The 19,941-nt window shown below is 56.9% G+C and carries 16 protein-coding genes; 15 read left to right on the top strand and 1 reads right to left on the bottom strand.

The features are described from left to right. Positions 1-3: 3 nt before the first annotated feature. The 4 genes from EDB94_RS15040 to EDB94_RS15025 all read left to right on the top strand — a co-directional run bounded on the left by EDB94_RS15040 (position 4) and on the right by EDB94_RS15025 (position 4,648). A complete protein-coding gene (locus EDB94_RS15040; protein WP_108018723.1) occupies positions 4-1,218 on the top strand; it encodes a patatin-like phospholipase family protein in 1,215 nt (404 codons plus the stop codon). A gap of 88 nt (positions 1,219-1,306) precedes the next feature. Beyond that, positions 1,307-2,209 (top strand): 50S ribosomal protein L3 N(5)-glutamine methyltransferase, encoded by a 903-nt coding sequence (prmB, locus tag EDB94_RS15035; protein WP_014577196.1) that lies wholly within the window; start codon positions 1,307-1,309, stop codon positions 2,207-2,209. A gap of 37 nt (positions 2,210-2,246) precedes the next feature. Continuing rightward, positions 2,247-3,341 carry a chorismate synthase gene (aroC, locus tag EDB94_RS15030; RefSeq protein ID WP_108018658.1) on the top strand — a complete coding sequence of 365 codons (1,095 nt, stop codon included), beginning with the start codon at positions 2,247-2,249 and terminating at the stop codon, positions 3,339-3,341. 143 nt (positions 3,342-3,484) lie between these two features. Next, entirely contained in the window at positions 3,485-4,648 is a 1,164-nt protein-coding gene (locus EDB94_RS15025; RefSeq protein ID WP_219908261.1) for an MFS transporter, read from the top strand. 3 nt (positions 4,649-4,651) lie between these two features. Here the strand turns inward: EDB94_RS15025 and EDB94_RS15020 are convergent, their stop codons facing one another. Continuing rightward, a complete protein-coding gene (locus EDB94_RS15020; protein WP_108018657.1) occupies positions 4,652-5,524 on the bottom strand; it encodes a LysR family transcriptional regulator in 873 nt (290 codons plus the stop codon). Between the two features lie 424 nt (positions 5,525-5,948). Here EDB94_RS15020 and leuC point away from each other — a divergent pair, with 424 nt between their 5' ends. The 11 genes from leuC to folC all read left to right on the top strand — a co-directional run bounded on the left by leuC (position 5,949) and on the right by folC (position 19,929). Then, the gene (gene leuC, locus EDB94_RS15015; protein WP_108018656.1) at positions 5,949-7,367 is read left to right on the top strand and encodes a 3-isopropylmalate dehydratase large subunit; all 1,419 of its coding nucleotides are present in this window, start codon (positions 5,949-5,951) and stop codon (positions 7,365-7,367) included. A 16-nt stretch (positions 7,368-7,383) separates the two neighbouring features. Beyond that, on the top strand, positions 7,384-8,031 hold the full coding sequence (gene leuD / locus EDB94_RS15010) for a 3-isopropylmalate dehydratase small subunit (protein ID WP_014577190.1): 648 nt from the start codon (positions 7,384-7,386) through the stop codon (positions 8,029-8,031). Between the two features lie 60 nt (positions 8,032-8,091). Next, on the top strand, positions 8,092-9,165 hold the full coding sequence (gene leuB / locus EDB94_RS15005; RefSeq protein ID WP_041645234.1) for a 3-isopropylmalate dehydrogenase: 1,074 nt from the start codon (positions 8,092-8,094) through the stop codon (positions 9,163-9,165). 131 nt (positions 9,166-9,296) lie between these two features. Then, the gene (gene asd, locus EDB94_RS15000; RefSeq protein WP_104271229.1) at positions 9,297-10,412 is read left to right on the top strand and encodes an aspartate-semialdehyde dehydrogenase; all 1,116 of its coding nucleotides are present in this window, start codon (positions 9,297-9,299) and stop codon (positions 10,410-10,412) included. Between the two features lie 314 nt (positions 10,413-10,726). Continuing rightward, complete coding sequence (locus tag EDB94_RS14995; protein ID WP_108018655.1) at positions 10,727-13,975, top strand: FimV/HubP family polar landmark protein; 3,249 nt, start codon at positions 10,727-10,729, stop codon at positions 13,973-13,975. Positions 13,976-14,082: 107 nt separating this feature from the next. Further along, positions 14,083-14,991: a tRNA pseudouridine(38-40) synthase TruA gene (truA, locus tag EDB94_RS14990; RefSeq protein WP_108018654.1), complete on the top strand. Its 909-nt coding sequence runs from the start codon at positions 14,083-14,085 to the stop codon at positions 14,989-14,991. Then, positions 14,988-15,617 carry a phosphoribosylanthranilate isomerase gene (locus tag EDB94_RS14985; protein ID WP_108018653.1) on the top strand — a complete coding sequence of 210 codons (630 nt, stop codon included), beginning with the start codon at positions 14,988-14,990 and terminating at the stop codon, positions 15,615-15,617. Before truA ends, EDB94_RS14985 begins: the two co-directional genes overlap by 4 nt. Next, positions 15,610-16,818, top strand: coding sequence for a tryptophan synthase subunit beta (trpB, locus tag EDB94_RS14980; protein ID WP_373274847.1), 1,209 nt, complete (start codon positions 15,610-15,612; stop codon positions 16,816-16,818). Before EDB94_RS14985 ends, trpB begins: the two co-directional genes overlap by 8 nt. Before the next feature lie 19 nt (positions 16,819-16,837). After that, positions 16,838-17,650, top strand: coding sequence for a tryptophan synthase subunit alpha (gene trpA / locus EDB94_RS14975; RefSeq protein ID WP_008171746.1), 813 nt, complete (start codon positions 16,838-16,840; stop codon positions 17,648-17,650). 46 nt (positions 17,651-17,696) lie between these two features. Then, positions 17,697-18,623 (top strand): acetyl-CoA carboxylase, carboxyltransferase subunit beta, encoded by a 927-nt coding sequence (gene accD, locus EDB94_RS14970; protein ID WP_108018652.1) that lies wholly within the window; start codon positions 17,697-17,699, stop codon positions 18,621-18,623. Then, complete coding sequence (gene folC, locus EDB94_RS14965; protein WP_108018651.1) at positions 18,607-19,929, top strand: bifunctional tetrahydrofolate synthase/dihydrofolate synthase; 1,323 nt, start codon at positions 18,607-18,609, stop codon at positions 19,927-19,929. The genes accD and folC overlap by 17 nt, the downstream gene beginning before the upstream one ends. Positions 19,930-19,941 lie beyond the last annotated feature (12 nt).

Genomic DNA, 19,941 nt, shown 5'->3' with positions numbered 1-19,941 from the left:
ATTATGGGCACATCAAAGGATGACGATCAGGATCCAAAGGACAAGCCCTCAGAGAAAGATCCGCAGGACAACGTCTCGAAGGTCCTGAGCAGCTCTGATGTCTCCGCTACCCGTGCTCCGGCAAACCCGGAAAAAGGCAAAGACCGGAACAAACCGCGCAAGACCGTGGCTCTGACGCTGGGAAGTGGTGGTGCCAGAGGGTATGCCCACATCGGCGCCATCGAAGTTCTGGTGGAGCGTGGCTACGACATCGTTGCTATCTCCGGCTGTTCCATGGGGGCCCTGATCGGCGGTATGTTCGGAGCCGGCAAGATGCAGGACTACAAGGACTGGGTTACCGGTCTGGGCCAGTTCGATGTCCTCAAGCTCCTGGATGTAACGTTCAATTCCGTGGGCGCTATTCGTGGCGAGAAGATTTTTTCGGTTGTAAGGGAAATGCTGGGAGATACCCGGATCGAAAACCTGCCCATTGCCTTTACGGCCGTGGCGACCGATCTGCTCGCCCACAAGGAAATCTGGTTTCAGGAAGGGCCTCTGGATCAGGCTATCCGCGCTTCGGTGGCGATTCCAAGTGTTGTCACACCCCTCGTTCTCAATGGCAGAGTCCTCGTGGACGGTGCCTTGCTCAATCCTTTGCCAATCATCCCGACCATTTCCTCCCACGCTGACATTATCGTTGCGGTCAATCTCAGTGGCGAGGATGACCGCCGCCGACGGATTCCGGACGCTGCGTTTACTCCGGGCGAGGCTGAAAACACGGATATGGACGAGTGGGTGGACACGATCCGCGAGAAGGCCTCGCGCTGGTTTGACTGGGACGCGCTGAAGTCACTGACTGCCCGGAAGCCGGACAACGGTGACAGCCCGGAAGAAAAGATCAGCCGGGCAGTGCACAAGAAAGAGCATCAAAAGCAGGCGGAGAAGAAGCCGGCTGACAAGAAGAGCCAGGAAGAGCACGAAACCATCGACTGGGACAAGCTCGGGATCGGTAAATTCGATGTGATGAACCTCACCATCGAGACCATGCAGAGTGCGCTTGTGCAGTACAAGATTGCGGGCTACCCGCCGGATTTGCTGGTGAATATCCCGAAGAATGCCTGTCGGAGCTACGATTATCACAAGGCACCGGAATTGATCCAGCTGGGCCGTGAACGGATGGCTGCTGCGCTGGATCGCTTTGAAGAAAGCCGGAACAGCTCTGGGCCTCTGGCTATCTGAACAATTTGTTGGCGGGGGCGGGCTGCAGTCGAGCGGGTAAACAGCGTATAATCCCGCGCTAACACGCTCTTGGACAGGATGTACGTTAGTGACCAGCCCTATTGACGACCTTCACAGCGTTCGGGATTACCTCCGCTACGCCTCCTCTCGGTTTGCTGCTTCGCCGCTGTTTTTCGGGCATGGCACGGACAATGTCTGGGATGAAGCCGTTCAGCTGGTTATGCGTAGCCTGCACCTTCCCCTTGAAAACAACACTCTGTTCCTGGATGCCCGTCTAACGCGGGAAGAGCGGGAGCTGGTACTGGAAAGAATCGCCCGGCGCGTGGATGAGCGCGTACCTCTGGCGTATCTGCTCGGTGAAGCCTGGTTTATGGGCATGCCCTTTCATGTTGACGAACGGGTGTTGGTACCGCGTTCCCCCATTGGTGAATTGATCGAGAATGGCTTTCAGCCGTGGCTCGGAGACAAGCCGGTGGAACGCATCCTTGATCTTTGCACCGGGAGCGGGTGCATTGGCATTGGTGCGGCATCTGTCTTCGGCGAGGCGGAAGTCGATCTTTCAGACATTTCTCCGGATGCACTTGAAGTGGCTGAATCAAATATCGACCTGCACGGAGTCCGCGAGCGGGTCCGTACCGTACAATCCGATGTCTTTGACAATATTGAAGGTCGCTACGACGTGATCGTTAGCAACCCGCCCTATGTAGATGCAGACGATCTCTCCAGCATGCCGGATGAGTACCGCCACGAACCAGAGCTGGGCCTTGCCGCCGGTAAAGACGGGCTCGACATCGCTCACAGAATCATTGCCAAAGCGGCCGAACATCTTACTCCTGGTGGGCTACTGGTCGTGGAAGTCGGTAACAGCTGGGTTGCAATGGATGAGGCGTATCCGGATCTGCCACTGACCTGGCTGGAGTTCGAGAATGGGGGCGATGGCGTCTTTCTGATCACCGAGCCGGACCTGCGTCAGTGGCAGGCTTCCAGTTAAACTGAATTCTCATAAAAGCTGAACAAGATACTGAATTATGTCGGGAAACTCTTTCGGAAAACTGTTTACGGTTACCTCATTCGGCGAGAGCCACGGGCCTGCGCTGGGGTGCATCATTGATGGCTGCCCTCCGGGACTTGAGCTTTCGGAAGCGGACATGCAGCGGGACCTGGATCGCCGTAAGCCAGGCACATCCCGGCACACAACCCAGCGTCGTGAAGCCGACGAGGTGAGAATCCTCTCAGGCGTTTTCGAGGGTAAGACCACCGGAACGCCGATTGGCCTGCTGATTGAAAACACCGATCAACGGTCCAAGGATTACTCAAAGATTTCCGAACAGTTTCGGCCGGCTCACGCTGATTACACCTACATGCATAAGTATGGTGTTCGCGACTATCGCGGCGGTGGTCGTTCGTCTGCCCGTGAGACCGCCATGCGGGTCGCTGCGGGTGCTGTTGCGAGAAAATTCCTTGAGCAGCGCCTGGGTATCCGGATTCGCGGCTATCTGTCGCAGCTGGGGCCCATTAAGGCCGAGAAACTGGATTGGGATCAGGTTCACCAGAACCCGTTCTTCTGCCCGGATGCGGACAAGGTTCCCGAGATGGAAGCTTATATGGATGCCCTGCGCAAGGAGGGGGATTCCATCGGTGCCCGGATCAACGTGGTTGCCGAAGGCGTGCCACCGGGTCTCGGCGAGCCGATCTTTGACCGCCTGGATGCGGACCTTGCCCATGCACTGATGAGCATTAATGCGGTGAAGGGCGTCGAGATTGGCGCCGGTTTTGACTGCATCGACCAGAAGGGCACCGAGCATCGTGACGAAATGACGCCGGAAGGGTTCCTTTCGAATAATGCCGGTGGTGTGCTTGGAGGTATTTCCTCAGGCCAACCGATCGTGGCCAGTATCGCATTGAAGCCCACGTCGAGTTTGCGTTTGTCGGGCCGGAGCATTGATGTGAATGGCGATCCCTGTGAGGTGATTACCACCGGGCGGCACGATCCATGTGTCGGCATCCGCGCGACACCTATTGCGGAGGCGATGATGGCCATTGTGTTGATGGACCATTACCTGCGGCATCGTGGGCAGAATGCGGATGTTTCTGTTTCTACGCCGGTGATTGGGCAGCTCTGATTTTGTTTGTCAGGCTTGGTGAAGCTGCTTTGGCGGCACTCACTGCCCAAAAAACGCCCGTGAATACTTCCCTGTAGGGCTTGGTCGCGCCATCCTTGGCGCTCCACATTTTTGGGCAGTGAGTCCCGCCAAAACAGCCGGACTTGCGGGGTATTTCTATCTACTGGCGCCTCTCTAACCTCTATTTCTGGTTCTTCGCCCTCCTTGGCGGGCTCTTGCCGTATTGGTCCCTCTACCTTGAGGGCCAGGGCTTTTCCTACCTCCAGATCGCCACCCTCATGGCGACGATCCAGCTCACCAAAATCATTGCGCCCAGCGTCTGGGGTTGGCTCGGCGACAAGACCGGCCAACGGGTTCGTCTGGTCCGGTTCGGCGCCATCACCGGCTCGCTGTTCTTCTCTGGCGTATTCATGGAGCCGGGGTTCTATGGCCTGCTGCTGGTCATGCTGGCGTTCACGTTTTTCTGGAATGCGATCTTGCCGCTGTATGAGGTGATCACGCTTCGAACCCTGGGTGAGCAGAAAGAAAAATACGGGCGGGTTCGGCTCTGGGGCTCGGTGGGGTTCATCGGGGCGGTTGCGCTGGTCGGCGGATTACTGGAACTGGTGCCGATTCAGAATCTCCCGTGGTTGTTGCTTCCGGTGTTTGCGGGCATTGCCGTATCCGCATTTCTGGTGCCTGCGGAGCGGGGTGAGCGAAAGCCGCCGGCGCCGAAAGGCAGTTTAAAAGCCATCGTCACGCACCCGGCAGTGGTGACGTTCTTTCTGATGAATTTCCTGCTGCAGGTTTCGCACGGAGCTTACTACACGTTTTTCAGTATCCATCTGGAGCAGCACGGCTACGGCAAGCTGTCGATTGGTTTGCTGTGGTCGCTGGGCGTGTTTGCGGAGATCGCACTGTTTCTGGTGATGCACCGGTTAACGCGCAATTTCACGGTTCGTCAGATTGCGATCGGCGCGCTTACGCTCACCATGATTCGATGGGTATTGATTGCAGAGCTGACGGATCTTGTCCTCGTCCTGCTGTTCGCCCAGCTGCTTCATGCAGCATCTTACGGTGCGCTGCACGCTATCTCTGTCCAATACATCCAGGGCTTTTTTGGCAAGCACCATCACGGGCAGGGGCAGGCCCTCTACAGCGGCCTCACCTTCGGTGCTGGCGGTGCGCTTGGGGCCTGGTTGTCGGGCTTCCTGGTGGATGGGTTCAGTACCTCGGCGGCTTTCTGGGGTGGTGCGGCCGCCATGGCCGTCGCAATCGTGATCACCTGGCGAGGCCTTCGGCCGCCGCCAGCCCATGGCGAGGGTTAAACCTCAGGCGCTTTCCTCTTCCTGCACGATGGTGAGTAACGCTTTGGCCGCGTTGCTGAGCTGCCGCCCGGATAACCCGATCCCCCCGAGGACACGAGAAACCGGCTTGCCCACATCCAGTACCGTAAGGCTGTCGTCAATCATGCGCAGGGGCAGCACACTCCAGCCCAGGCCCACACTGGTCATCATCTTGATGGTTTCCAGGTAGTTGGTTGGCATTTGCGGGTTCAGGTGCAGATTCGCCTCCAGAAACAACCGGCTCACAACCCGATAGGTTGCGGTGCTGGTGTCGGGCAATAGTGCCGGGTGGTCTGCTAGGTCTGTAAGCCTCGGATTTTCGAGTGACGCCAGGGGGTGCTCGGCGCCGGCCACAAACACCATCTGGTCCAGCCATTGGGCAAACACATGAAAGCTCGGTTCCATGCTGTCACTCAGCGTCACGAATGCCAGCTCCGCATTACGTTTACGCATCTGCTCGTAGGCGGCATCGGATTCCATGAACTGTAGGTTGATGGACACCTGAGGGTATTCCCGTTTGAACCGTCGTAGCCAATTTGGCAAATGATGCAGACCGATGTGATGGCTGGCGATGATTTGCAGCTCGCCCTCGACTTGCCCAGAGTCAGGCGACAACGCCACCCGGGCGTTGTGAATTTCATCGAGGATCCGACGTGCATGGGGAAGCAAACGACTGCCGGCATCAGTCAGACGAATCTGGCGGTGGCTACGATCGATCAGGCTGGTGCCAAGCTGGTTTTCCAGGGCAGCCAAACGTTTCGAGATGGCCGGCTGTGTCAGGTGCAGGATTTCTGCGGCTTCTGAGAAGGAGCCCTGATCGACAATGGTCAAAAATGCCTTTAATGCGTTTGAGTCCATATCTGTGTTCCCGGATTTCGAAATATGGTGCAGGTCCCGGCTTGGAACAGCGTTTTCAAAACACGCCGACAAGCACATCCCTGTGGGCTCGAATCGGGCCATCCCTGGCCCTCTACGGTTTTGAAAACGCTGTTCCAACCCGCTCCCCAGAGTGTGGCGAATGTCCGCAGAGTATGGGGAGTATGGAGGGATGAGCCTCCCAAAACCGTGGAGCGCCAGGGATGGCGCGACCGAGCCCTACATGGATGTATTTACGGGCGTGTTTTGGGAGGCTCATCCCTACATGCGACCTTCTCAGAATCTTAAGGTATTACCGTAAGGCATGCGATAGATAAAAAACATGAATTGAGGTTATCCGGTCGCAGGCGGTAAGATAGCGGTATCAAACGTCATAACCAAAACCCCCAGAGAGTGAGAGAGAATCATGGCGGGCAAAACCTTATACGACAAATTGTGGGACGATCATCTCGTCAAACAGCGCGACGACGGCTCCGCGTTGATTTATATCGATCGTCAGTTACTGCACGAAGTGACATCACCCCAGGCATTTGAAGGCCTGCGTCTGGCGGGGCGGAAGCCGTGGCGGATTGATGCCAACATTGCGACGCCGGACCACAATGTGCCTACCACGGATCGTGATCGTGGTGTCGAAGGTATTGTTGACCCGGTTTCCCGGATCCAGGTGGAAACACTGGACAAGAACTGCGACGAGTTCGGGATTCTAGAGTTCAAGATCAAGGATCAACGCCAGGGCATCGTGCACGTTATCGGGCCCGAGCAGGGCGCAACGTTGCCGGGCATGAGTATTGTTTGTGGGGATTCCCATACATCCACCCACGGTGCCTTCGGTTGCCTGGCTCATGGTATTGGCACCAGTGAAGTTGAGCATGTGCTGGCCACCCAGTGCCTGGTGCAGCAGAAAATGAAAAACATGCTGGTGAAGGTCAATGGCAAGCTGGGTCCGGGGGTTACCGGCAAGGATGTTGTGCTGGCCATCATTGGCAAGATCGGGACTGCCGGTGGTACCGGGCACGCCATTGAGTTTGGGGGCGAAGCTATCCAGGGCCTGAGCATGGAAGGGCGGATGACCATCTGCAACATGTCCATCGAAGCCGGTGCGCGGGTTGGTATGGTAGCGGTTGATGACATCACCATCGAATACGTTCGCAATCGCCCGTTTGGCCCCAAGGGCGAGCAGTGGGATGCTGCAGTTGAATACTGGCGCACCTTGCATAGCGATAGCGATGCAGTCTTCGACAAGGTTGTTGAGCTCGAAGGCTCGGAAATCCAGCCGCAGGTGAGCTGGGGTACGTCGCCTGAAATGGTGGCCGGAATTGATGGCAAGGTGCCCGATCCGGAACAGGAAGCCGATCCGATCAAGCGTGAAGGCATTGTTCGCGCTCTCAAGTACATGGGTTTGCAGCCCAATATGGCGATTACCGATATCAAGCTGGATCGTGTGTTCATTGGCTCCTGTACCAACAGCCGCATTGAGGATCTGCGCGAGGCCGCGGCCGTGGTGAAAGGGCGGAAGGTGTCGCCGATTCTGAAGCAGGCCATGGTGGTACCCGGTTCCGGTCTGGTGAAAGCCCAGGCGGAGCAGGAAGGTCTGGACAAGATCTTTATCGAAGCCGGTCTTGAGTGGCGCGACCCGGGCTGTTCGATGTGTCTGGCCATGAACGCCGACAAGCTGGGGCAGGGGGAGCATTGTGCTTCCACGTCAAACCGGAACTTCGAAGGCCGTCAGGGCTTTGGCGGGCGTACCCATCTGGTGAGCCCGGCCATGGCTGCTGCTGCCGCAGTAACCGGTCATTTCGTTGATGTCCGCGAGCTGATGAACTGATCCACAGGAGAGAACCATGCGCGCATTGAAGCAACACCAGGGCGTTGTCGCCCCCATGGACCGTTCCAACGTGGATACGGACATGATCATTCCCAAGCAGTTTCTGAAGTCCATCAAGCGCACGGGTTTCGGCCCGAACCTGTTTGATGAGTTGCGGTATATGGATGAAGGCAAACCGGATCAGGATTGTTCCACCCGTCCGATTAATCCGGATTTTGTCCTGAATCAGGACCGCTACAAGAACGCCAGTGTATTGTTGGCGCGACGTAACTTTGGCTGTGGTTCAAGCCGGGAGCACGCACCCTGGGCTCTGGAGGATTTCGGGTTCCGGGTAATTATTGCTCCGAGTTTTGCCGATATTTTCTATAATAACTGCTTTAAGAATGGGTTGTTACCCATTGTTCTTCCTGAGGAAATTGTTGATCGTTTATTCCGGGAAGTGGAGCAGAGTGAAGGCTATCAGTTGGCAGTCGACCTGGAAGCCAGGACTGTAACTACCCCATCCGGCGAAACCTTTACCTTTGAGGTGGATGATTTCCGTCGTCATTGCCTGCTGAACGGCCTGGATGATATTGGCGTGACGCTGGAAGATGCTGAGCTGATCCGGTCTTACGAAGAAAGCCGCCGTAAAACTGCGCCCTGGCTGTTTGGTGCCGGGGGTTGAATAGGCTGTCGGATTACGCTGGCGCTAATTCGACCTGAAGGAATGGAACAAGGAAAAAACATGCCCAGAACTATCCTGATGCTTCCCGGCGACGGTATCGGTCCGGAAATTGTCGCTGAAGCGGAAAAAGTGCTCAACAAGATCAATGATCAGTTCAATCTCGGCCTGAGCTTCGAGTCCGGCCTCGTGGGCGGTGCGGCGATTGATGAAACCGACACACCGCTGCCGGATGAAACCCTCGAAAAGGCCACCAGAGCCGACGCGATCCTTCTGGGTGCCGTGGGCGGTCCTCAGTGGGACAGTCTGCCCATGGCCAAGCGCCCGGAGAAGGGGTTGCTGGGGTTGCGCTCTAACCTGGAGCTGTTTGCAAACCTGCGTCCGGCAATTCTCTATCCGCAACTGGCGTCCGCCTCTTCTCTGAAGCCGGAAGTTGTTTCCGGGCTGGATATCATGATTGTCCGTGAACTGACTGGCGGTATCTATTTTGGTCAGCCGCGCGGTGTGCGCGAACTGGAGAGCGGAGAGCGCCAGGGTTACAACACCTACGCCTACACAGAATCGGAAATTCGTCGTATCGGGCGGGTGGCTTTTGAGGCCGCGCAGCAGCGGGGCAAAAAGCTGTGCTCCGTGGACAAAGCCAACGTGCTGGAAGTGACTGTTCTATGGCGGGAAATCATGAACGATCTCCGCCGGGAATATCCGGACGTGGAGCTGTCTCATATGTACGTGGACAATGCCGCCATGCAGCTGGTCCGTGCACCCAAGCAGTTTGACGTGATTGTGACTGGCAACATGTTTGGTGATATTCTTTCGGACGAAGCGGCTATGCTCACCGGCTCGATCGGTATGTTGCCATCGGCGTCGCTGAACTCCGAAAAGCAGGGCATGTATGAGCCCTGCCACGGGTCTGCGCCGGATATTGCCGGGCAGGGCATTGCCAATCCGCTGGCCACCATCCTCAGTGCTGCCATGATGCTGCGGTACAGTCTGAATGAGGAAAAAGCTGCTGAAGCCATTGAAGCGGCGGTCAGCAAGGTCCTGGATCAGGGTCTGCGAACAGCGGACATCATGTCTGAGGGCGCAAAGAAAGTGTCCACCCGGGAAATGGGGGAGGCGGTTCTGGCTGCACTGTAAAGAGGCCAGGCCCTGACAGGCGTATTTGAGACCCGACGGCAACGCGATGCAGTTGCCGCGGGATCATCCATCCTGTCCCTGCCAGCGATAAAGGCATGGGGCGGGCATAAAACGAGGTCTGAAGATCGCACATGAAGCGAGTTGGACTTGTAGGTTGGCGTGGCATGGTGGGCTCGGTCCTCATGCAACGCATGCGTGAAGAAAACGATTTCGCCGATATCGAACCGGTGTTTTTCACCACATCCCAGGCTGGCAAGCCTGCGCCGGACGTGGGAAAAGACGACGTTCCTCCTCTGCAGGACGCGTTTGACGTCGAGATTCTGAAAACCATGGATGTCATCGTGACCTGTCAGGGTGGCGACTACACCGGCGCGGTTTATCAGAAGCTCCGTGACGCGGGCTGGGAAGGTTACTGGATTGATGCAGCCTCCACCCTGCGAATGGTCGACCACTCGGTGATTGTTCTGGATCCGGTCAACCGAAACGTGATTGACGCCGCGCTTGAGAAAGGCGTCAAGGACTACATCGGTGGTAACTGCACCGTGAGCCTGATGATGCTGGCTTTGGGTGGCCTGCTTGAGCAGGATCTGATCGAGTGGGTGTCGCCCATGACCTATCAGGCGGCTTCCGGTTCTGGCGCTCAGAACATGCGCGAGCTGTTGAACCAGATGGGCGAGCTCAACAAGAGCGTCAAGTCCGAGCTGGACGATCCTTCCTCCGCGATTCTGGAGATTGACCGCAAGGTAACCGAAACCATGCGTTCGGACGGCTTCCCGACCGAGCACTTCCAGGTGCCCCTGGCCGGCAGTCTTATCCCGTTCATCGACAAGCAGCTCGACAACGGCATGAGTAAGGAAGAGTGGAAGGCGGGGGTCGAGACCAACAAAATTCTCGGGCGCTCCGATAACCCGATTCCCATCGACGGCATCTGTGTGCGGATTGGAGCAATGCGCTCCCACAGTCAGGCGCTGACTATCAAGCTGAAGAAGGATCTCCCGGTTTCTGAAATCGAGTCGATCCTTGCGAAAGCGAATGACTGGGTGAAAGTGATTCCCAATGACCGTGATGCGACCATTGAGGAACTGACTCCAGCGAAGGTGACCGGTACCTTGAGCGTGCCGATCGGCCGTATCCGCAAGCTGACCATGGGGCCGGAATATATTTCCGCGTTTACGGTGGGTGACCAGCTCCTGTGGGGTGCCGCTGAGCCGCTGCGCCGTATGCTCCGGATCCTTCAGGAGCGTTAAAAATTGTTACACAGAGGCAATAAATGCCAACTGTGTCCGGTTTCGATAAACCGGTGAGGGGGCGGAGGCTGATTTCAGCCTCCGCCCCTGTTATTTTCAAGAGCGCTAGGTAGTTCCGCGTGATTGATAAAAAAATGGTACAAGGATTGCGGCTGATTGATTGATAAAAGAGGTTTTATCAACAATACTTGCCGGACTGAAAATTAAAAAGAACACATAATAACGAGAATTATCAAGACGAAAGTCATCCAACCTCGTCCGATTCTGTTTGAAAAAGAGCAGTAACGAATAACGGAGACTGGAAAGGAAAAAGCATGAAGGTACGCAAGCTTGCGGTTGCCCTGGCTCTGGCGGGAGGGCTCGGATCCGGCGTCGCACAGGCCCTGGGGCTGGGTGAAATAGAACTTCAGTCCTATCTGAACGAGCCACTGGACGCAGAGATTGTTCTGCCCCAAAGCCGTGGCGTCAATCCAGCGGACGTGTTCGTCAATATTGCCTCGGAACAGGCATATGAGCGGGTGGGGCTGGATCGCAACCAGTTTCTCAGTAAACTCAGGTTCCAGGTGGTCACCGGCAATGATGGCAGTCTCATTGTCAATGTGTCCTCCCGTGAACCTCTGAGGGAACCGTACCTCAACTTCCTGCTTGAGTTGACCTGGCCAAACGGCCGGTTAATGCGGGAATACGCCGTTCTGGTGGATCCACCTGTATACGCGGAAGAGTCCGGCGTGCAGGAACAGGTCAGCACTCCAACAGTCTCCACGTCCCAGACAACCAGCCAGCCGACGACCACTCGCAGTGCCGAATCAGTTCGTCGCCAGGCTCAGGCCGAGCGGTCGCTGGGTTCCGGATATCAGGCTGATACATTCGGGCCCACCGGAGCTTCAGACACATTGTGGACCATCGCGTCTCAAGTGCGTCCAGACAACAGTGTCTCTATGCAGCAGGTCATGCTAGCAATCCAGGACCTGAACCCGAACGCATTCATTGGCAATAACATCAATCGACTGAAGCGCGGTGAAGTGCTGCGTGTCCCGTCTCTGGACCAGATCCAGAGTCGAACTCGCGCTGAAGCTACTCGCGTGGTTGCCCAGCAGAATCAGGAATTCCAGACGCCCCAGCGCACAGTCGATGCAACCGCCGAGCAGCAGGCAGCGTCCGCGCCCCAACAGCAGGCTGGCGCCGGAGGTGATGAACTCAAACTCGTGGTGTCCGAGGACGCCGGCAGTGAGGCCAGCGAAAGTGGCTCCGCGGGCGGTGACAGCGAACTGCCGGGCGGCGTTGATGCCGGCACAGCGGTCGCGATGGAAGAGCTCGAAAGCGCTCGCCGGGAGAACGATGAGCTGAACAGTCGTGTTGAGGACCTGCAGGACCAGGTGCAGACTCTGCAGCGCCTGCTTGAGCTCAAGAATACCCAGCTTGCTGAAATGCAGCAGACTGCCGGTGATGAAACGGCGGAGCAGACCGCACCCGTTGAAAGTCCGGCTGCCGATGTTGGAGCAGAGGAATCTGTCGCCATGGACGAGGCCGTTGAAGGTGATACGGCACCCGTCGATTCGGACATGATGGACGGTGAAGCTGAGGATGCGGAAGCTGCGGGTGAATCAGGCGACATGGCCGAGTCCGAGGCTATGGTCGATGAAACTGACGAAATGGCCGGTTCCGATCAGTCATCCGATGATCAGATGGGTGCCGATTCCGGTGACGCATCAGAACAGGCTGAAATGTCTGGAGCGGACGAGCCGGCGGTTGAGGCTACCGATGATGCGGTTGAAGAAACTGCGGCGGCGGAGCCAGCCCCGACACAAACAGAGCAATCTGCAGAGCCTGCGCCCAAGCCTGCTCAACAGGCTCCGGCTGCCGATAAAGGTTTCCCCGGTAACGTTATTGATGCCATAACTGGTAATCCGATGTATCAGATTGCCCTTGGTGGCGGTCTGATCGTTCTGCTGTTGCTTCTCCTGCTGCTTGCCCGCCGCAATGCAAACCGGGAAAAGGCGTTTTACGAACAGCTGAACAATGAAACCGACGAAGAAACGGATTCCTTCGATCTGAGCCTGGATGAAGAGGATCAGCAATCTGCGGCTGGCGACGCCCTGGCCGAGGCTGACTCTTACATTGCCTATGGTCAACATGATCGGGCTGCCCAAGCTCTGGAAACCGCAATTTCCCGTGAGCCCAGTCGCACCGATCTGCGCTTGAAGCTGCTCGGTGTCTACGCAGATACCCAGGATCGCGACTCTTTCGAAAAACAATTCGGAGAGGTCGAGGCTCTGGACGATGAAGAAGCGCTGACCACTGCGAACGAGCTGCGCGCGCGGCTGGAAGAGGCGGAGTCGATGCCCAGCATCGATGACCTTGAATCTCAGTTACGTTCCGATTCGTTCGCTACGTCCTATGATTCTGACGAAACCGGTGATGAGTCCATTGAGAAGCAGGACAAGCCTGAATCTGAAGAACTTCTCGCCGATCAGTTTGATGCTGAGAAAGAAGAGCCGGCCGAGAACGAGTTTGGCGACTTTGATTCGGAACTTTCAGAGGCTGACCTGTCTGATTTCGAGCTTGATGAGCTTGACGAATCCGAGGCCAGCAAGGAGGACGCATCCGGCGAGGGCAAAGAAGAAAGCCGTGACGATATGATCGAATACGATCTCTCGGGCCTGGAGCTGGAATCGGACGAAGAAAAGCCTTCGACCGAAGACACCTCCGAGCTTGAGGAGTCCACAGACTGGGATCTGTCTTCGGAATTCGAAGAGGACACTGACAAGCCATCCGGCGCAGAGCAGGGGCTCGACGATTCTGATGACGACCTGAGCCTTGATCTGGAAGAGGGTGATCTGGACGAAGGAGACCTGACGGAGGAGCTGCCAGACGAAAGGCCTAAAACTACATCCGAGGAAGGTACTGAGCAGAGTGCTGATACTGACGGCGAATCGGATATTGATTCGCTGGACGAGTCATTCCTGGATGAGCTCGATGCTGAACTGGACAAGGTAGCCGGTGAAGAAGACGAGCTTGGTGGCAGTGAGATGGAAGAATCTTCGCTGGATGACCTGGAACTGGACGTCTCCGATGAAGACCTGGCCCTGATGGAAGAGTTTTCCGATTCTGCCGATTCAGCCAACCCCGAGGAGAGCGAAGAGGCGTCACTCGATGAAGAGCTTGGTCTTGAGGACACACTCGGTGAGGGCGATGCAGAGGAAGCGGATCCTGAACAGACGGTTGAAGATGCCGAGGATCTCGAGCAACTGGGTGTAACCGATGAGCTCGAAGACTCGGAGACATCTGAAAGTGATCTTGATCTCCCGGTCGCGTCTGATGAAGTTTCCGATGAGTCGCGCAAATCGCAGGTTGCGGACATCGATGAAAGCGAACTCGGTGACGAGGACGATTTCGACTTCCTGGCCGGAACCGATGAGGCCGCTACCAAACTGGATCTGGCGCGGGCCTACATCGAGATGGGTGACACCGACGGAGCTCGCGACATCCTGGAAGAAGTCTCCCTTGAAGGAAACGAAGATCAGAAAGCAGAGGCGCAAGACCTCCTTAAAAATCTGTCCTGATCCGTTATAATCGGGCCTGACAGGTAGCAAGCGCCGGCCGCCGGGTATCCTCCCAGCAATAAGGTCGGCGCTTTGTTTTTATAGAACCATTCTCTTCGGATTCGCACTTGTTTCTCGAGACTCAGCAGCTCTCCACCGATAACGCCGTAGGCGCGGGCCGCGTCGCACTTGCCTTCGAATATGATGGGCGTGGGTTTCACGGCTGGCAGCTCCAGAAATCCGGTGTTCGATCGGTGGAAGCGGAACTGACGGCAGCGGTGGCAAAGGTTGCGAACCATGCAGTTGATCTGGTGTGTGCGGGCCGTACCGATGCCGGGGTGCACGCCAGCTATCAAATCGCTCATTTTGACACTCCGTCTGTCCGTAACCTGCGCTCCTGGGTTATGGGTATAAACACGGCGCTGCCCGATGACATTTCCGTGCACTGGGCCGGAAACGGAGTCGGTGATTTCCACGCTCGATTTTCCGCGACCTATCGGCGTTACCGTTACATCATCTACAACCATCCAGTGCGTCCGGGTATACAGCGGGGCCAGGTAAGCTGGACCTTCCGCCCACTGGACGCAGATCGTATGCACAGGGCCGCCCAGGCATTGGCGGGAGAGCATGACTTTTCCTCTTTCCGTGCGGCCGGATGCCAGTCCCGAACACCGATTCGGTTTCTGGAACGTATTTCGGTAACCCGGAAACGGGATTTTGTCGTAATAGACGTGCAGGCCAACGCGTTTTTGCACCACATGGTCCGGAATATCGCCGGTGCCCTGATGGCGGTTGGTTCGGGAAAGCAGCGACCGGAGTGGATTCATGAGATACTGGTCGCCAGAGATCGGACAGCTGCAGGTGTAACAGCGCCTCCCCATGGTCTGTATCTGGTCGATGTGGGGTACCCGGACGAATTCGGGATTCCCGCTGTCGAGTGCGGCCCGGGCTTTCTGCGGCCCTGGTTCACTCGGGAAGAAAACAGTCCGTTCACCCCAACACACATCCATGTCAAACAGCGGGTTCCGAGCCAATGAGCGCAAGGGTCAAAATTTGCGGCCTTACCCGCCCCGAGGATATCGACGGGGCTGTTCAATTCGGCGCCGACGCCCTGGGTCTGGTTTTTTATGAGCCGAGTCCCCGTTCCGTTTCTCTGGAGCTGGCTGCCGAACTGGCAAAGCGTGTTCCGGCGTTCATGTCGGTGGTTGGATTATTTGTAAATCCATCCAGGCAGGAAGTCGAGGCGGTTCTCGAGCGGGTGCCACTGGATTTGCTGCAATTTCATGGCGACGAATCGGCGGATTTCTGTGCCAGTTTTGGTCGACGCTGGATCAAGGCCATCCGGGTCCGAGAGGCAGGGCAGATTGAAGCCGCCTTCGAGGAGTTCTACAACGCTTCCGGCCTGCTGGTCGACGCCTGGGATCCAGACCGGTATGGAGGCACAGGAAAATCGTTTAACTGGGATCTGATCCCTGACTACCGGCCGCTTCCGATCATATTGGCCGGGGGTTTGTCATCTGATAACGTATTTGCCGCTGTGAAACAGGTGAAACCCTGGGCTGTAGATGTCAGTGGCGGTGTTGAACAGGACAAAGGCATCAAGGATATCCAGAAAATTTCTCATTTTATTAAAGAGGTTCACCGTGTCTGTAAAACTGACTGAAGAAATGCTGAGCGCACTGCCGGACGCGCGGGGTCACTTCGGCGCCTTTGGCGGGCGATTTGTTTCCGAGACTCTGATGGATTCCCTGATGACGCTCGAGAAAGAATACGCCCGCCTGAAGAAGGATCCGGAATTCCAGGCGCGGTTCGACAAGGAACTGGCGGATTATGTTGGCCGGCCAACCCCCCTGTATTTCGCCGAGCGTCTCAGCCGTGAAACCGGCGGCGCCCAGATCTGGCTCAAGCGTGAAGATCTTTGTCACACCGGTGCCCATAAGGTGAACAACACGATCGGCCAGGCGCTGCTTGCCAGTTTCCTCGGTAAAAAGCGGATCATTGCCGAAACCGGTGCGGGTCAGCATGGCGTTGCCACTGCAACTGTTTGCGCGCGCCTGGGTCTCGAATGCCATGTGTTCATGGGCGCGGAGGATGTCCAGCGACAGTCTCTGAACGTGTTCCGGATGAAGCTTCTGGGCGCGACGGTTCATGCCGTTCAGGGTGGCACCAAAACCCTCAAGGATGCCATGAACGATGCGATGCGTGACTGGGTGGCTCACGTGGACGACACCTTCTATATCATTGGTACCGTTGCGGGGCCGCATCCATATCCGCTGCTGGTCCGGGATTTCCAGTCGGTAATCGGTCGGGAAACCCGTCGTCAGGCTCTGGAGAAAACCGGCAAATTGCCGGATGCCCTGGTTGCTTGTGTGGGTGGTGGTTCCAACGCCATTGGCATGTTCTATCCGTTCCTTTCTGACGAATCGGTACAGCTTTACGGTGTCGAGGCTGGCGGCCTGGGCATTGATACCGGCAAACACGCGGCACCACTCTGTGCCGGTCGTCCTGGCGTGCTTCACGGTAACCGCACCTACCTGATGGAAGACGAAAATGGCCAGATCGCAGGTACGCATTCGGTGAGTGCCGGCCTGGACTATCCAGGGGTGGGTCCAGAGCACAGCTGGTTGAAGGACATTGGCCGTGCCAATTATGTGTCCGTTACCGATGACGAAGCGATGGAAGGGTTCCGGAAATTGACCCGCGTCGAGGGCATTATGCCCGCGCTGGAAACGGCTCACGCTGTCGCCTATGCCATCAAACTGGCGGCGACCATGGACAAAGACCAGACCGTTGTCATTAACGTTTCCGGGCGTGGCGACAAGGACATTAACACGGTTGCCAAGCTTGAAGGCATCGAGATCTGAAGAATTAACAGGAGCAGGCATGAGCCGAATTGAAGGGGTCCTCAAGGCCCTGAAAGGACAAGGCCGGAAGGCACTTATTCCCTATATTACTGCCGGTGACCCGCATCCCGATGTCACGGTAGATCTGATGCACACGTTGGTTGAGGCGGGGGCAGATATTATCGAGCTGGGGGTGCCGTTCTCTGACCCCATGGCAGACGGCCCGGTAATCCAGCTTGCCTGTGAGCGGGCCCTGGTGCACGGTACCTCGCTGAGGCAGGTGATTGCCATGGTCAAGGAGTTCCGGAAGTCAGACGACGCAACTCCGGTGGTTTTGATGGGCTACCTGAACCCGATGGAAGCCATGGGCTACGAGCGTTTTGCAGATGCGGCCAAGGATGCTGGCGTCGACGGCATTCTGACCGTTGACTTGCCACCGGAGGAGGCCGACGAGGTTGCTCCGTTGTTTACCCAGCGAAATCTCGACGCCATCTTCCTGCTGTCACCAACGACGACCGATGACCGGATCCGGGCAATCAGTGAGCACTCCTCCGGTTATGTGTACTATGTTTCTATCAAGGGTGTGACGGGATCGGCCACGATCAACGTGGAAGAGGTGGCTGCCAAGGTGAATCATATTCACGAACTGACAGCTCTCCCGGTGGGTGTTGGTTTCGGTATTCGTGATGCGGAAACTGCCGCGGCGGTCGGTCGGGTATCCGATGGTGTAATTGTTGGTAGCGTCCTGGTCGATACAATAGCCAGAAATCAGGCAGATACCGACCAGCTCAAGCGGGCATTGACGGATCTGCTCCACCCGATGCGTGAAGCACTGGACAGTCTCGCCTCCTGAATGAAGGGGAGGAGGGCAAACAGGCGTCAAAGGACAGGATGAGACCATGAGTAACTGGCTGGACAAGATTATGCCGAGCAAGATACGCTCGGAGTCGAAGCAGAGAACCGGCGTACCCGAGGGGCTGTGGAAGAAGTGTCCCAAGTGCGGCGCGTTTCTCTACAAGCCGGAACTTGAGAAGAACCTGGATGTGTGCCCGAAATGTAACCATCATTTGAGAGTCACTGCGCGCCGGCGCCTCGAAATTTTTCTTGATCCAGAGGGTTGTGAAGAAATTGCCGCTGAGCTTGAGCCTTGGGATCGATTGAAGTTCAAGGATAGTAAGCGGTACAAAGATCGGTTGTCCCAGGCGCAGAAAGCTACTGGGGAAAAGGATGCTCTCGTAGCGATGAAAGGCACGACGCTCGGGGTTCCTTTAGTTGCCTGCGCGTTCGAATTTGGATTCCTTGGTGGCTCTATGGGGCAAGTGGTCGGGGAGAAGTTTGTCCAGGCCGCAAATGTTGCTCTCAAGGAGCGTATCCCGTTGGTCTGCTTCTCAGCCAGCGGCGGCGCCCGCATGCAGGAAGCGATTCTGTCGTTGATGCAGATGTCGAAGACAGCCGCTGTGCTTGAGAGGATGAAAGTTGAGGGTATTCCCTATATCTCTGTGATGACGGACCCTGTCTTCGGTGGCGTGTCCGCCAGTCTGGCCATGCTGGGGGATCTCAACATTGCAGAGCCAAACGCATTGATCGGCTTCGCCGGCCCCCGGGTTATCGAACAGACGGTTCGTGAAAAACTGCCGGAAGGTTTCCAGCGCAGTGAGTTCCTGCTTGAGCATGGCGCGATTGATATGATTCTCCATCGCCATCAGATGCGCGAACGCATTGCTCATGTGCTCGCAAAGTTTACTGGCCAGGAGCGCCCGGGAACCGAAGACCCGATTGAGTTTGAAGTCTCGGAGAAGCCCGAAACCGATGCCCCTGCCGAGTAACCCTGCAGACCAGCCCCCGGCATCGCCGGGGCCTGGTGCCACTGTTGATCAGTGGCTTACCTACCTGGAAGCGATACACCCCACAGAGATTGATCTTGGCCTGGACCGGGTCCTCGTGGTTCTGCGGCGGTTGTTCCGGCGAAAGCCGTCCGCCCGAATCATCACTGTGGCTGGCACTAACGGCAAAGGCAGTGCGGTTGCTACTGTCGAGGCGCTTTTGCGCGCGGCTGGCAGGCGGACTGGCGCTTACACCTCGCCCCATCTACAACGCTATAACGAGCGTGTGCGTCTTAATGGTGAGGATATCTCCGACGACGCGCTTGTCAGTGCATTCGAAGCCGTCGAAGAAGCACGCGGCAATGTCTCTCTTACCTATTTTGAATTCGGAACCCTTGCCGCTTTCGTGGCCTTTGCCGATGCGGGCCTCGACGACTGGGTGCTGGAGGTTGGCCTGGGTGGGCGGCTGGATGCTGTCAATGTCCTGGACGCGGATTTTGCCATCCTGACATCGGTGGACATCGACCATGTTGCCTTCCTTGGCGACAATCGCGAAGTCATCGGGTTTGAAAAGGCCGGTGTCCTTAGGCCGGGCATCCCCTCGGTCTATGCCGATTCCGATCCGCCACGTTCGGTGCTTCAGCAGGCCACTGCGCAAAAGGTCGAACTGGGTCTGCTGGGGCGTGATTATGAGCTGGTGACCGAGCAGCAAGCAGGCGATGATGCTCCGGCGGTAGAGCTTCGCCATAAAGGCCAGGCGATTCGTCTGCCCGCCGGCCCATTGCCGATCAAGAGCGTGGCAGCCGCCGTGGTTGCCATACGCGAGCTTGAACCGAACCTGCCGGTACCAGTCATTGAGCAGGTGCTTTCTGGTCTGAGTGTACCCGGGCGTTTCGAGCGTGTTGGTTCCGCACCGGATATCTTCCTGGATGTTGGCCATAACCCCCATGCTGCCGGTTGGTTGTCTGGTCAGCTGAGTCAGCTAAAATCCTCGGGCAGACGGGTGCATGGTGTTTATGGCGCCCTGGCGGACAAGGACGTGGCAGGTGTGGGCAGAGCTATGGTTGATGTGGTCGATGCCTGGTATCTGGCCGGCCTCAAGGTACCAAGAGGCCTGTCCGGTCAAGACCTGCAAGCAAGACTGGCCGATTCGCGGATCCAGGCGCGGGCTTTCGAATCCGTGCGGGAGGCGTTGGTTTCAGCATTGGCCGTGGCTGACCCGAACGATCTCGTGGTTGTGTTCGGTTCTTTCTTCACGGTCGCTGAAGGACGCGAGATTCTGCTCGCTGGCAAGGTAGCCGGAAGCTAGGCAGGCCGCCTT

The sequence above is a fragment of the Marinobacter sp. 3-2 genome (assembly GCF_003751355.1).
In the GTDB taxonomy this organism is placed as follows: domain Bacteria; phylum Pseudomonadota; class Gammaproteobacteria; order Pseudomonadales; family Oleiphilaceae; genus Marinobacter; species Marinobacter adhaerens.
This window is presented reverse-complemented; position numbering and strand designations above follow the sequence as displayed.

Excerpts from the sequence above, each read along its gene's own strand:
- EDB94_RS15040 (WP_108018723.1), top strand. The coding sequence starts at position 4 with ATGGGCACATCAAAGGATGACGATCAGGATCCAAAGGACAAGCCCTCA.
- aroC (WP_108018658.1), top strand. The coding sequence starts at position 2,247 with ATGTCGGGAAACTCTTTCGGAAAACTGTTTACGGTTACCTCATTCGGC.
- EDB94_RS15020 (WP_108018657.1), bottom strand. The coding sequence starts at position 5,524 with ATGGACTCAAACGCATTAAAGGCATTTTTGACCATTGTCGATCAGGGC.
- leuC (WP_108018656.1), top strand. The coding sequence starts at position 5,949 with ATGGCGGGCAAAACCTTATACGACAAATTGTGGGACGATCATCTCGTC.
- leuD (WP_014577190.1), top strand. The coding sequence starts at position 7,384 with ATGCGCGCATTGAAGCAACACCAGGGCGTTGTCGCCCCCATGGACCGT.
- leuB (WP_041645234.1), top strand. The coding sequence starts at position 8,092 with ATGCCCAGAACTATCCTGATGCTTCCCGGCGACGGTATCGGTCCGGAA.
- asd (WP_104271229.1), top strand. The coding sequence starts at position 9,297 with ATGAAGCGAGTTGGACTTGTAGGTTGGCGTGGCATGGTGGGCTCGGTC.
- EDB94_RS14995 (WP_108018655.1), top strand. The coding sequence starts at position 10,727 with ATGAAGGTACGCAAGCTTGCGGTTGCCCTGGCTCTGGCGGGAGGGCTC.
- EDB94_RS14985 (WP_108018653.1), top strand. The coding sequence starts at position 14,988 with ATGAGCGCAAGGGTCAAAATTTGCGGCCTTACCCGCCCCGAGGATATC.
- trpA (WP_008171746.1), top strand. The coding sequence starts at position 16,838 with ATGAGCCGAATTGAAGGGGTCCTCAAGGCCCTGAAAGGACAAGGCCGG.
- accD (WP_108018652.1), top strand. The coding sequence starts at position 17,697 with ATGAGTAACTGGCTGGACAAGATTATGCCGAGCAAGATACGCTCGGAG.
- folC (WP_108018651.1), top strand. The coding sequence starts at position 18,607 with ATGCCCCTGCCGAGTAACCCTGCAGACCAGCCCCCGGCATCGCCGGGG.